The organism is Lichenicoccus sp., from assembly GCF_965276875.1.
Classification (GTDB): Bacteria; Pseudomonadota; Alphaproteobacteria; order Acetobacterales; family Acetobacteraceae; genus Lichenicoccus.
This window is the reverse complement of record NZ_OZ255701.1, coordinates 181,142-194,268: the sequence shown is the minus strand read 5'-3', so window position 1 is coordinate 194,268 and position 13,127 is coordinate 181,142. Positions and strand designations below refer to the sequence as shown.

Annotated in this window: 11 protein-coding genes; 10 read left to right on the top strand and 1 reads right to left on the bottom strand. The window is 65.2% G+C overall.

Annotation, left to right across the window (positions count from 1 at the left end; all coding sequences use genetic code 11):
* Positions 1-2 precede the first annotated feature (2 nt).
* The 9 genes from coaBC (at position 3) to ACQY4K_RS00950 (ending at position 11,092) form a co-directional block, all read left to right on the top strand.
* Positions 3-1,199 carry a bifunctional phosphopantothenoylcysteine decarboxylase/phosphopantothenate--cysteine ligase CoaBC gene (coaBC, locus tag ACQY4K_RS00990; protein WP_428392655.1) on the top strand — a complete coding sequence of 399 codons (1,197 nt, stop codon included), beginning with the start codon at positions 3-5 and terminating at the stop codon, positions 1,197-1,199.
* Positions 1,196-1,651, top strand: coding sequence for a dUTP diphosphatase (gene dut / locus ACQY4K_RS00985; protein ID WP_428392653.1), 456 nt, complete (start codon positions 1,196-1,198; stop codon positions 1,649-1,651). Before coaBC ends, dut begins: the two co-directional genes overlap by 4 nt.
* Positions 1,652-1,661: 10 nt before the next feature.
* Positions 1,662-3,386 (top strand): ABC transporter permease, encoded by a 1,725-nt coding sequence (locus ACQY4K_RS00980; protein WP_428392651.1) that lies wholly within the window; start codon positions 1,662-1,664, stop codon positions 3,384-3,386.
* Between the two features lie 10 nt (positions 3,387-3,396).
* The gene (locus tag ACQY4K_RS00975) at positions 3,397-4,737 is read left to right on the top strand and encodes an AAA-associated domain-containing protein (RefSeq protein WP_428392649.1); all 1,341 of its coding nucleotides are present in this window, start codon (positions 3,397-3,399) and stop codon (positions 4,735-4,737) included.
* A gap of 247 nt (positions 4,738-4,984) precedes the next feature.
* The gene (locus ACQY4K_RS00970; protein WP_428392648.1) at positions 4,985-6,589 is read left to right on the top strand and encodes a glycosyltransferase; all 1,605 of its coding nucleotides are present in this window, start codon (positions 4,985-4,987) and stop codon (positions 6,587-6,589) included.
* The gene (locus tag ACQY4K_RS00965; RefSeq protein WP_428392646.1) at positions 6,586-7,881 is read left to right on the top strand and encodes a hypothetical protein; all 1,296 of its coding nucleotides are present in this window, start codon (positions 6,586-6,588) and stop codon (positions 7,879-7,881) included. The genes ACQY4K_RS00970 and ACQY4K_RS00965 overlap by 4 nt, the downstream gene beginning before the upstream one ends.
* Complete coding sequence (locus ACQY4K_RS00960; protein WP_428392645.1) at positions 7,878-9,071, top strand: acyltransferase family protein; 1,194 nt, start codon at positions 7,878-7,880, stop codon at positions 9,069-9,071. Before ACQY4K_RS00965 ends, ACQY4K_RS00960 begins: the two co-directional genes overlap by 4 nt.
* The gene (locus ACQY4K_RS00955; protein ID WP_428392643.1) at positions 9,065-9,892 is read left to right on the top strand and encodes a class I SAM-dependent methyltransferase; all 828 of its coding nucleotides are present in this window, start codon (positions 9,065-9,067) and stop codon (positions 9,890-9,892) included. The genes ACQY4K_RS00960 and ACQY4K_RS00955 overlap by 7 nt, the downstream gene beginning before the upstream one ends.
* 345 nt (positions 9,893-10,237) lie before the next feature.
* A complete protein-coding gene (locus ACQY4K_RS00950) occupies positions 10,238-11,092 on the top strand; it encodes a manganese catalase family protein (protein ID WP_428392641.1) in 855 nt (284 codons plus the stop codon).
* Between the two features lie 49 nt (positions 11,093-11,141).
* Here ACQY4K_RS00950 and ACQY4K_RS00945 read toward each other — a convergent pair whose 3' ends face one another.
* Positions 11,142-11,618: a DUF3429 domain-containing protein gene (locus ACQY4K_RS00945; protein WP_428392639.1), complete on the bottom strand. Its 477-nt coding sequence runs from the start codon at positions 11,616-11,618 to the stop codon at positions 11,142-11,144.
* A 157-nt stretch (positions 11,619-11,775) separates the two neighbouring features.
* Between ACQY4K_RS00945 and eno the strand changes: the two genes are divergently transcribed.
* On the top strand, positions 11,776-13,056 hold the full coding sequence (gene eno / locus ACQY4K_RS00940; protein WP_428392637.1) for a phosphopyruvate hydratase: 1,281 nt from the start codon (positions 11,776-11,778) through the stop codon (positions 13,054-13,056).
* Positions 13,057-13,127: the final 71 nt, after the last annotated feature.

Sequence of the window (13,127 nt, the reverse complement as noted above, 5' to 3'; positions counted from 1 at the left end):
GGGTGCTCCTGATCGTCAGCGGCGGAATCGCGGCCTACAAGTCGCTCGAACTGATCCGGCTGCTGCGGGCGCGTGACATCGCGGTCGACTGCGTGCTGACCCGCTCCGGCGCGCAGTTCGTCACCCCCCTGAGCCTGCAGGCGCTGAGCGGCACGCCGGTGCATGGCGAGCTGTTTTCGCTGACCGAGGAGAGCGAGATGGGCCATATCGCGCTGTCACGCTCGGCCGACCTGATCGTGGTCTGCCCGGCCTCGGCCGACCTGCTGGCGCGCATGGCGGCCGGCCTCGCCGACGATCTCGCGACCACCCTGCTGCTCGCCACCGACACCGCGGTGCTGGTGGCACCTGCGATGAACGTGCGCATGTGGGAGCACCCGGCGACCCGGGCCAACCTCGCGGTCCTACGCGCGCGCGGCATCCATATGGTCGGACCCGAAGAGGGTGCGATGGCCTGCAACGAGTTCGGCCGCGGCCGCCTCGCCGAGCCCGCCGCCATCCTGGAGGCCATCCTGTCGATGCTGGCCAGCGGCCGCCCGCTCGCGGGTAGGCGCGCCCTGGTCACCGCCGGCCCAACGCACGAGCCGATCGACGCGGTGCGCTATCTCGCCAATCGCTCCAGCGGCAAGCAGGGCTACGCGATAGCCTCATGCCTGGCCGAGCAGGGTGCTGACGTCACGCTGGTCAGCGGTCCCGTCGCCCTCGATGCGCCCGCCGGCGTGCGACGCATCATGGTCGAGACGGCGGTCGACATGCAGCTTGCCTGCGAGGCGGCGCTACCGGCGGATGTCGCGGTGCTCGCGGCCGCGGTCGGCGACTGGCGGACGCGCGAGGTGCTGTCGGGCAAGCTCAAGAAGCAGGCCGGATCACCGCCGCCGGAGCTGGCGCTGGTGGCCAATCCCGACATCCTTGCCGGCCTCTCCGCCCCGGGGCCGCGTCGTCCGCGCCTGGTCATCGGCTTTGCCGCGGAGACCGACGACATCGTCGCCCGCGCCACCGCCAAACGCCTGCGCAAGGGCTGCGACTGGATCGTGGGCAACGATGTCAGTGCCGGGACCGGGATTATGGGCGGCGACGAGAACCGCATCCATCTGATCGACGAAGCGGGTGTCGAGGACTGGCCGCGCATGACCAAGCACGAGGTGGCCCGCCGCCTGGTCGAGCGGATTGCGCGCCTCCTGGGCGGAGAGACGCGGCCATGACCGCGCCGATCCGAACCATCCTGGTGCGCCGCCTGCCGCACGGTGTCGGCCTGGAGCTGCCGGCCTATGCGACGCCTGGGGCCGCCGGAATGGACCTGCTCGCCGCCGTGACCGAGCCGGTGGTGATTGCCCCCGGCGGCCGGGCCCTGGTCCCCACCGGTATCGCGGTGGCGCTGCCGCCGGGTCACGAGCTGCAAATCCGGCCGCGCTCCGGCCTTGCCCTCAAGCACGGCATCACCCTGCCGAACAGTCCCGGCACGATCGACGAGGATTATCGCGGCGAGATCGGGGTCATTGTGCTGAACACCGGCGCCGAAGCGTTCTCGGTGGAACGCGGCATGCGCATCGCCCAGGCGGTGCTCGCCCCGGTGCTGCGCGCCGCCTGGCAGGAGGTCGACCGCCTTGAGGCGACCGCCCGCGAGTCCGGCGGCTTTGGCAGCACCGGCCCGTAGGCCCGGCTGAATGCTGCGCGACCGGCTGCCGGCCAACATCTCCGCGCGTAGCGCGCCCAACCTGTTCGATCTTGCGGTGCTGCTCTGCCTGCTCGGCCTGGCCATTGCCGTGGGTGCTTCGGCACGCCACACTTTGGGTCCGCTGACCGCGCCCGGCGGCGTTGCCATTCATCTGGATCCACGGTGGCTGCCCGGTTACGCGCTGCGCACCACCCTGCGGATGTTCGCGGCCCTGTTCGCGTCGCTGCTGTTCACCTTCACCTATGCGGTCTGGGCGGCCAAGAGCCGGCGCGCCGGCGTCATCCTGGTGCCGATCCTCGATATCCTGCAATCGATCCCGATCCTCGGCTTCCTCACCTTCACCGTCGTGTTCTTCATGAACCTGTTCCCGGGCCGCGTGCTCGGCGTCGAGTTGGCCGCGATCTTTACCATCTTCACCAGCCAGGCCTGGAACATGGCGTTCAGCATGTACCAGTCGCTGAAGACCATCCCCGGCGACCTGGAGGAGGCAACCCGCGCCTTCGGGCTGTCGTCATGGCAGAAATTCTGGCGCCTGGAAGTGCCCTACGCCATGCCCGGCCTGGTCTGGAACACAATGATGTCGATGTCCGGCGGCTGGTTCATGGTGGTGGCATCCGAATCCATCACGGTCGGTGACACCCATGTGGTGCTGCCAGGGATCGGCTCCTACGTGGGTGCAGCAATCGCGCATCGCGACCTGCGCGCCGTGCTGTACGCCATCCTCACCATGCTGGTGGTGATCCTGCTCTACGACCAGTTGCTGTTCCGGCCGCTGGTTGCCTGGTCGGCGCGGTTCCGCTTCGAGACGACGCAGGGTGCGACCGCCGCCGACCCCTGGGTGCTGGCGCTGCTGCGACGCACCGACCTGCTCAATCGTGGCAGCCGGGCCGCCGGCGATTTCCTGACCCGGCTCGGCGGCCTGCCGCTCGGCCGCAAGCCGACCGCGCCGCGGCCGCCGCTGGTGCCGCCGCGGGTCGCGGACGGTCTGTGGATCGCGATCCTCGTGGTCGCGGTGGCCCTCGCGGTCTGGCAGCTCGCCCTCTACATTACGGCCAGCCTGTCGCTGCACGAGGTCGGGCGGGTGCTGCTGCTCGGCTGCTTCACCCTGACGCGGGTGGTCGCGATGATCGTGCTTGCCTCGGTGGTGTGGGTGCCGATCGGGGTGTGGCTCGGTCTGCGTCCGATCTGGGCGCGACGCGCGCAGCCGGTGGCGCAATTCATGGCGGCCTTCCCGGCCAACCTGTTCTTCCCGATCTTCGTGCTCGGCATCGTGCATCTCTCGCTCAACAGCAACATCTGGCTGACGCCGCTGATGATCCTCGGCACCCAATGGTACATCCTGTTCAACGTCATCGCAGGGGCCGCGGCAATGCCCGCCGACCTGCTGGAGGTGGCGGATAATTTCGGCCTCGGCGGTTGGCGCTGGTGGGCGCGGGTGATGCTCCCCGGCATCTTCCCCTATTATATCACTGGCGCACTGACCGCTTCGGGTGGTGCCTGGAACGCCGCCATCGTCGCCGAGGTCGCCTCCTGGGGTCACACCACCCTGGTCGCACAGGGGCTCGGCAGCTACATCGCCGAGGCCACCGCGGCCGGCTCGACCGCCAAGGTGGCGCTCGGGATGGTGGCCATGGCGATCTTCGTCATCGCCTTCAACCGGCTCGTGTGGCATCCGCTCTACAGCTTCGCCCAGCGCCGGCTGAGCTTCGCCTGAGGGGTTTGCCATGGACAGCGTCCGCGACTCGACGAAGAGCAGCGTAAGCGAGGCGGCCCCCGAGGAGCTGGTGCGTATCCGCGACTGCCGGCAAGCCTACCACAAGGGCGGCAATGCCGATCTGGTGGTGCTCGACAACGTCGATCTCACACTGCATTCCGGCGAGATCGTGGGTCTGCTCGGCCGCTCCGGTTCCGGCAAGTCGACGCTGTTGCGGATCGTCTCCGGCCTGCTCGCGCCGACCTCTGGCGAGGTGTTCTGGCGCGGCGCGAGACTGCGCGGCCCGGCCAAGGGGGTCGCGATGGTGTTCCAATCCTTCGCACTATTCCCGTGGCTCACGGTGCAGGCCAATGTGGAGCTCGGCCTCGAGGCCAAGGGCGTCGCGAGGGCCGAGCGGGAGCGACTGGCCGAGGATGCCATCGAGCTGATCGGACTCGGCGGCTACGAGAACGCCTATCCCAAGGAACTGTCGGGCGGCATGCGCCAGCGGGTCGGGCTGGCGCGCGGATTGGTGGTGCATCCCGACCTGTTGCTGATGGACGAGCCATTCTCCGCACTCGACGTGCTGACCGCGGAGAATTTGCGCACCGATCTGATCGAGCTGTGGTCGGAGAAGCGCCTGCCGGTCAAGTCGGTGTTGATCGTGACGCACAATATCGAGGAGGCGGTGCTGATGTGCGACCGTATCCTGGTTTTCTCGTCCAACCCGGGCCGCGTCGCGCACGAACTCAAGGTGCCGTTCGCGCATCCCCGTCGCCGCCACGATTTTGCCTTCCGGCAGTTCGTTGACCGCATCTACGGGCTTATGACGCAGCGGCTACGTGCCACCACCGCGCCGGTCCCGACAGCAGCAGTCACGGACAAATTCCGCGCGTTGCCGATGCTGCCGCTGAACCTGATGGCCGGCCTGATGGAGACCCTGCTGGCCGAGCCATACAACGGACGCGCCGACCTGCCGCTGCTGGCGGCATCGCTGCAACTCGAACTGGACGAGCTGCTGCCGCTCGGCGAGACCATGCAGATGCTTCGCCTGGCCGAACTCGAGGAGGGCGATATCCGGCTGACCGAGAGCGGCGCCGGCTTCGTGCAGGCCGAACTCGACCAGCGCAAGCTGATCCTGCGCGAGAGCCTGCTCGCGAACATCCCGCTGGTCGCCGACATCCGATCTGTGCTCGACGAGCGCTGGAACCATCGCGCCCGCGCCGAACGGTTCCGCGACGAACTCGAGGACCACATGTCCCCGGACTATGCCCGCGAGACACTGCAGACGATCATCGGCTGGGGCCGCTATGCGGAGCTGTTCGATTTTGACGAGGAGGCGGACCAGTTCTTCCTGGAAGACGAGGACTAGCGGACGATGTTTTTCAGGCCTGCCGCACGGAGAGGAAAGCCAATTCGCCCGTCGTGTCCGAACGAATCGCGGTGTTCCGTCAGCGCCATCCAGGATGATGCGGTCTCCACAGCCCCTGCCTGGTTGACGTTAACGGAAGATCGCGTGTATGTGAGGGCTGGGATAACGAAGGCCTCCAGCCTCGATGCGTAACGGTGACTTCGATGCCGCTTCGGCAGAGCCTGCCGTTGATCATGCGGTATCTCGAATGCGGCGCGGTTTCACGCAAGATCACGGCACACCGAACAAACCGGTTACGTTTCTTCTCTACTCGGGCTTTACTCGAAATATTGAAGACGCGCTTGGCGAGCCGGAATACAGCTATCACTTCGTCCTGAACGGTTTTCGCGCCGCGCTGGCCGAGATCGGGTCGACGATCGTCATCACCAGCCTTTCCGAGGTGGATGCAACGCTCGACATGCAGGAAGAGGCGGGTGCGCAATGCGTGCTCCTCTGTTTCATGCCCCCGCACCAGGCGCCGATCAGTGCGCGCTGTCCGGTATTCTGTGTCTTTGCCTGGGAATTCAGCAACATCCCGGATGAGATCTTCGAGCAGGATCCGCGTAGCGATTGGCGCCGCGTGTTCGCCTGCCATGGCCGAGCCATCAGTTTGTCCGAACACGCAGCACGTCTCGTGCGAGAGGCGATGGGCGCCGGTTTTCCCGTTTTTGCAATCGCGGTCCCGCTACCCGAACGGCTGCTTCGTCTCGGACAACGTGACAATGAGGCATTGTCCGGCACAATCGCGATACGCGGCAGCCTGTATGACACCCGTGCTCATGGCCCCTATCCCGAACAGCCGGTCTGGACACCACCGAGCATTCCATCGCCTGCGCCGGAACCGATCGAGGCCTCCGTTGCCGACGGGCCGACCGAGGCGAGCTCCGCGGCCCAACCGCCTGCGGCCCCTTCACGCCTACGGGTAAGTTTTGGAGTATCCCGCTACTACGCCCTGATGTGGTATCGCGACGCGGTGCGGACGTTGCTACCTTCTGTCGTCACGCGGATGATCTCGACGGTAGGCCGCTTCTATACCCGGGTTCGGCTGGTCCTGAAGCCCCCAGTGTCCGGTCCGCCTAAGGACACAACGGCGCCCGAGCCGGCATTGCCGATCATGCCGCCGGAGGATGCGCCCGTCGCGGGAATCAAGTCGGTCGAGCCCCTGCAACGGGTGGCACTCTTCGGCGTCGTCTATACCGCCGTGTTCAACCCAAAGGATGGACGCAAGAACTGGCACGACATGCTGACCGCATTCTGCTGGGCATTCCGGGACAATCCGGATGTCACGCTGGTGATGAAGATGGCTCATCACGACCGTTCCACGTTCGAGGGGATGCTGGCACTGCTGCTCGAACGGCTGCAGCCGTTTCGTTGCCGCATCATCACCTTGCATGGCTGGCTCGATGACGATGAGTACGACGCCCTGATACGCGCCACCGACTATTACGTGAACACCTCTTCCTGCGAGGGTCTGTGCCTGCCGCTGATGGAATTCATGAGTGCTGCGCGACCAGCGATTGCACCGGACCATACGGCGATGGCGGACTACATCAACGAAGACAATGCCTTCGTGCTGAGCTACGGCACGGAATACAATGTCTGGCCACACGATCCGCGAGACCTGTTCCGCACCATGCGGCATCGGCTGGAATGGGACTCGCTGGTGGACGCCTATCGCGCGAGCCATCGTATCCGCCTCGATGATCCGGCGCGCTATGCCGCAATGGGCCGGGCGGCACGACAGGTCATGCGGGAAACCTGCTCGGTGCCGGTCGTCAGGGCAAAGCTCGATCAGGCAATCAGGCAGGCATGATCTTTATCATTTACAGCGAGACGGACCTCGGCTCGCTCACCGGCAGGCTTGGCGCTCCCGAATACAGCTATTGGTTTGTGCTGCGCGAGTTCCGCATCGTGCTGGAGCGCATGGGGCTTGTCATTTTCACGCGGGATCCGGAACAGGAGGTGGATCGCCTTTACCGCCAGTTTCGCGAACGCGGCGAGGCTTGCGTGTTCCTGTGCTTCGAACCGCCGCACAAGGTCCCGCTCGGGCTTGCCTGTCCGACCATCCCGGTGTTCGCATGGGAGTTCGAGAGCCTGCCCGACGAGGATTGGACCGGCGACCCACGCTCCGATTGGCGCCACGTGCTGAGGACCGTCGGCCGCGCCATCACCCACAGTGAACATTGTGTGCGCGTGACCCGCGCTGCCATGGGTCAGGATTTCCCCATTGCCTCGATCCCCGCACCGGTCTGGGACGGCTTCGCCCATCAGACCGAACACCTGAACGGCCAGGATGGGCCACCCCAGGGGCAGCGACGACTGCACGTGCAGGGCACCGTGATCGACAGCCGACAGGTCGATCTCGCAGCCTACGCCTCGCCGCTGCGACGGCAATTCGGATACGCGGCACTGCCACCGGCCACAATCGAGCCGATCGAACTGGTGCTGGACGGGACTGTCTACGTCAGCGTCTTCAATCCCCAGGACATGCGCAAGAACTGGTTCGACATGATCGCAGGCTTCATCTGGGCCCTGCGCGAGCAGCCGGGAGCGACGCTGGTGCTGAAGCTGACGCATCGCGACAACGCGCACAGCCTGAGTGCGATGTTGGAGGAGCTGTCGAAGCATGCGCCGTTCCGGTGCCGCGTGGTGCTGATCGCGGGCTTCCTCGGTGAGGCCTCGTATGATGCGCTCGTCAACGGCGCGACCTTTGTCGTCAATGCCTCGCACGGCGAAGGTCAATGCCTGCCCTTGATGGAGTTCATGTCCGCCGGAAAACCGGCGATCGCGCCCAGCAATACCGCAATGGCGGACTATGTCGATGAGCGATGTGCGTTCCTGCTACGCTCTTCGAAGGAACCCTGCTGCTGGCCGCATGATGATCGTGCACTCTACCGGACGCTGCGTTGGCGCATCGACTTCGGCACCTTGGTTGCGGCTTACGCCGACAGCTACCGCGTCGCCTCGCGCGAGGCGGCACGTTACCAAAGCATGTCCGCGGCGGCGCGCGAGTCGCTGCGACGTCACTGTTCGCGCGCCGTGACGGAACGGCGTCTGCGGATGGTTCTTGGCATGGAGCTTGGCGTCCAGGACGCCGCGGAGTGAACCATCTGACCGGATCGCCTGCACGCGGCGCGTCCGCGCCGGAGGTCCCGGCGCGTGATCCGCACCATCGCATCGCGGACATCGAGCTTTTGCGAGGGGCTGCCATCACGATGGTCGTCATCGAGCATCTGCATCTGAACCTGGTCGTCTGGCGAAGCGGTTTTCTTGAGGCGCTGAGCCGCTGCTGGCAAGGCTGGACAGGGGTTGATCTGTTCCTGGCAATCTCCGGCTTCGTCATTGGCCGCAGCCTGCTGCCGACGCTGATAATGGAACAGGGGATCGGCTTCCTGAACCGCACCCTTGCGTTCTGGACCCGGCGTGCCTGGCGGCTGCTGCCGCTGGCCTGGCTGTGGCTGCTCATACCATTGCTGGCAAGCATCGTCTTCAACAAGAGCGGTGCGTTCGGCACGGTCATGGCGAACTACCGCAACCTGATCGCGGCGGTGCTCGACGTCGCCAATTTCCGTATTGCCGAAGTCTTCGGCAAATCGCCCTCCGGTCCCACCTTCCCCTACTGGAGCCTGTCGTTGGAGGAGCAGTTCTACCTCGTGCTGCCCCTGCTCATCCTCGTGTTCCGTCGTCGTCTGCCCTGGGTCCTCGGCCTGCTTGTGGTGCTTCAGTTCGTCGAGCCGCACGTGCCGCTTGCGATGCTGACACGGACCGGGGCGCTGGCGGTCGGTGTGTTGCTGGCCTTCTGGAGCGGCACGGACGCCTGGCGCCTGTGCGAGCCGTCGTCGCTCCGCACCAAGGCGGCCGCCCGCTTCGTGACCCTGGTTCTGCCACTGCTGCTGCTGGGCGCGATCGGCTCGGAGCAGGTGGTGAGCCCGACCCTGGCGGTAGGCCTGGTCGCGCTGGTGGCCGGCATCCTGGTATGGCTGGCGAGCTACGACAGGGACTACCTGTTGCACGGGGTCCTGCCACGACGCGTGATCCTGTGGCTCGGCAGCCGCTCGTACGCCATCTACCTCATCCACATCCCGGCCTTCGCGGCAACGCGAGAGATATGGTTTCGCCTCTCGCCAGCCGGCACACTATTCGATGGTCGCTTCGCCTGGCGCTTCGCCGTGACGGCGCTGGTGCTGGTGCTGGGTTGCAGCGAGGTGAGTCACCGCTTGGTCGAGTATCCATTGCGTCGGCGCGGGGTGCGGATCGCCCGGCAGATGCTGGGTCGGATACCGTCCGGATGCTGAAATGGCGACGGCGCGGCTCGGCACCGACACCAGATGCACAGCCGCAGCAGGCGCCGGCCGTGGACACGCCGGATCTGGGCCTGCGCGATGCGGCGCTGCGCGGCTGGTTTTGCCACGATACCGGCGCGTTGTTTCGCGGCTTTACGGTCGGACCTCGGGACGTGGTGCTGGATGCCGGTTGTGGGACTGGTGGCAATGCGGCCTTCTGCGCCGGCCTGGGTGCACGCGTCATTCTGGCCGATATCGATCCTGAGTGCCTTCTGATGTCTCGAACGCGCCTCGCGGGCTGTGCCACGCAGCCCGTCGAGGCGATGGTAACCAATTGCGATCCAATTCCGCTGTCCGAAGCGATCGCGACCCGCATCATCTGCACCGAGGTCCTGGAGCATGTCGCCGACCCAACGCGGGTCATGGCTGAACTCGTTCGGATAGGCCGGCCCGGCGCTCTCTACCTGCTGACCGTGCCGGATCCGGGCAGCGAGCAGTTGCAGCGACGCCTCGCCCCAGACATCTACTGGCAACGGCCCAATCATCTCCGCGTGTTTGAGCGGGATGCATTTACGTCACTCGTTGAGGGGGCCGGACTCAGGATCGAGGATCGCAGCTGCTACGGCTTCTACCAGACGATCTGGTGGACGATGTTCTGGAGCTGCAAGGTTTCGCTCGATGCGCCGACGCATCCTGCGCTGCAACATTGGGCGCAAAGCTGGGAGGCCTTGCTCGGCACGCCCGAGGGCATCGCCGCGAAGCAGGCGCTGGATGATGTGCTCCCAAAAAGTCAGCTCATCCTTGCCCGTAAAGGCATTTCTGCTTCGGCATGAAACGCTGCCTTCATGAGAATTCAGTACGGCACTGGCGCCGTTCGCCGCCTAACCGACTTGGCGCTGATCGCACAGGCTTTGGCGATGGCATCCGCATGATCTCGCTCACGCCGACAGCCTGGCTTCACAACAGCACGATCTGAGCGCGCCAGCTGTGCCTTTGCGCACCGTTCCAACCTGCCGAGATCTTGCGCCTGACCGGCTGGGCTCAGGGGCGGACCAGCTCGTCCTGCAGGCTCAGGATGAGCCGACTACATTTTTTCGTGCCCGCAGCACTTCCCGACATTCCACCCGTTGGCGGCCGGGTGGCGCACTGTCACCAACCTGATGTGTGAGGGAACAGAAATGTATTATTTTGATGCCAGACTTCAATATCCTGTGACCGTCGAAAAGCCGAACCCGATCTTTGCGCGCATGCTTCAGCAAGCCATCGGTGGCATCGAAGGCGAGATCCGCGTCTGCATGCAGTATTTTTTTCAGGCATGGGGAAATCGCGCGCCGACACCGAAATACCGCGACATGCTGCTGCATACGGCGACCGAGGAGATCGGGCATATCGAGATGATCGCCACGGCGGTGGCACTCAATCTTGCCGACGCGCCCGCATCATTACAAGAAAACGGCGCGGCCGATTCGATCGTCGGCGCGGTTATGGGCGGCGGCAATCCCAAACATGCCATTGAGGGTATGCTTCATCGCCATATCCTGTCGACCGGCATGGCTGCCTACCCTGCCGATGCCGACGGCGTACCGTTCAACATGAGCCACATCTATGCCAGCGGCAATATTGCTGCTGACATGTATTGCAATGTTGCCGCGGAAGCAACCGGGCGGGTGCTCGCGGTCCGGCTGTTCAACGCCACGGACGACGCGGGCATGAAGAAGATGCTCCACTACAACATCGCGCGCGATACGATGCATCAGCAGCAATGGCTCGCGGTGCTCGAAGAGCTCGGCGGCTTCAAGGGCACCCTGCCGATTCCGAACTCCTTTCCGCAGGCACAGGAAGATCAGGAGAACAACTACAATTTCTACGCCAGCGCCGTCGACAAGTCGGTGCCCGAGGGCCGCTGGACGTCGGGCCCGTCGTTGGACGGCAATGGCACATATTCCGTGTTTCAGAACAAGCCGATGGGAGAGGAGCCGAAGCTTGGTCCGGCACGTCCCGACAGCGGTGCGGAGCAACAGCAGATTGGCTGAACGGGCATCCGGGTGGGCTACTCCGCCCGGACCTCCCTTGCATACTGCGTCAGAACGCGCGCGCCAGCAGCACGATGAGGAGGCATAGCACCACCACGGCACTCAGCACCCAGCGCAGCGCCATATAGCCGACGGGCATGACTCCCGCCTGACGGGCCTGGGCCTCGATCAGCGTAGTACCTAGAAAGCCCATGATCAGGAGCACGATGGCGATCAGCGGTGAGGCCACCAGCGGCACCAGCAGCGCCGCCCAGCCGATCAGTGACGGCACCACGCCCAAGGTGAGGCGTCGGCGATTGGTCGCGGCCAGGCTTGGGACCGTAATCGCGGGATCGGCCTCCAGCGCAAATCCCCAATGCACGCCGCCAAGGAAGGCGAGGATCACCGCGCCATAGGCGATGATCGCCTGCACCAGGTTCGGCACGGGAATATGGCGCGGAAACGCGATAATGCCGATTGTGCAGCCCAGAAATGGCAGCAACCCCAATATGCCCAGGATTGCCGCAAGGATCGGAAGCCCGCGCATTGTCATACCCTCGTCGCTACTTCGTCCCGTTAACGCCGGCGCGCCACCAGGGATGCGCGGCGGTGGCCCAAGGCAGGGCCTTGCGGAAAGCGGGATGAGGTGCTGCAACCAGCCGACATCGTAGCAGCCCAACCTCGCAGCAACAGGAAGCGCAGCCATGAGCGCCATCACCAACATCATCGCCCGGGAAATCCTCGACAGCCGCGGCAACCCCACCGTCGAGGTCGACGTGGAGCTGTCCTCGGGGGCCACCGGCCGCAGTGCCGTACCCTCGGGCGCTTCGACCGGCGCGCACGAGGCGGCCGAGTTGCGCGACGCCGACCCCGCCCGCTATGGCGGCAAGGGCGTGCTACGCGCCGTGGAGTTCGTCGAGAGCGAAATCCTGGAAGCGCTGCAGGGAGCGGAATCGTCCGACCAGATCGCCATCGACGACGCCATGATCGAGCTCGACGGCACCCCGAACAAGTCGCGCCTCGGCGCCAACGCGATCCTGGCGGTCTCTCTGGCAGTCGCGAAGGCCAGTGCAAACGAGCTGCATGTGCCGCTCTATCGCTATGTCGGCGGCGTCTTCGCCCGCACCCTGCCGGTGCCGATGATGAACATCATCAATGGCGGCCAGCATGCCGACAACCCGATCGACATCCAGGAATTCATGATCCAGCCGGTGGGTGCACCTACCCTTGCCGACGCCGTACGCATCGGCTCGGAGATCTTCGCCCAGCTCAGGAAGGGCCTCAAGCAGGCTGGCCACAACACCAATGTCGGCGACGAGGGCGGCTTCGCCCCGGGTCTGAAGTCCGCCGATGAGGCGCTGGACTTCATCACCCAGGCGGTCGAGCGCGCCGGCTATACGCCGGGAGAGGATGTGACCTTCGCGCTGGATTGCGCTGCCACCGAGTTCTATCGCGATGGCCGCTACCAGCTTGAGGGCGAAGGCAAGTCGCTCGACGCCGGCGGCATGGTCGCCTACCTGGCCGACCTCGCCTCCCGCTACCCGATCGTCTCCATTGAGGACGGTCTCGCCGAGGACGACTGGGAAGGCTGGTCGCTGCTGACCGCCACCCTCGGCGATAGATTGCAGCTTGTCGGCGACGATCTGTTCGTCACCAATCCCGAGCGCCTGCGACGCGGCATCGAAGCCGGCACCGCCAATTCGATCCTGGTCAAGGTCAACCAGATCGGCACCCTGTCGGAGACGCTCGAGGCGGTGGAGCTTGCCCATCGCGCCGGCTACAGCGCGGTGATGAGCCACCGCTCGGGCGAGACCGAGGACGCCACCATCGCCGATCTCGCGGTCGCCACCAATTGCGGCCAGATCAAGACCGGCTCGCTGTCGCGCTCGGACCGCACCGCCAAATACAACCAGCTCATCCGCATCGAGCAGGAACTCGGCGCTGCCGCGCGCTATGCCGGCCGCACGATCCTACGCGGCAGTTAGGTGGGCGGCGGCGGCTGAGACACAATGATCTTTACAATCCGTTAATCTCCTGGAAAGGATAAGGCAAAGAA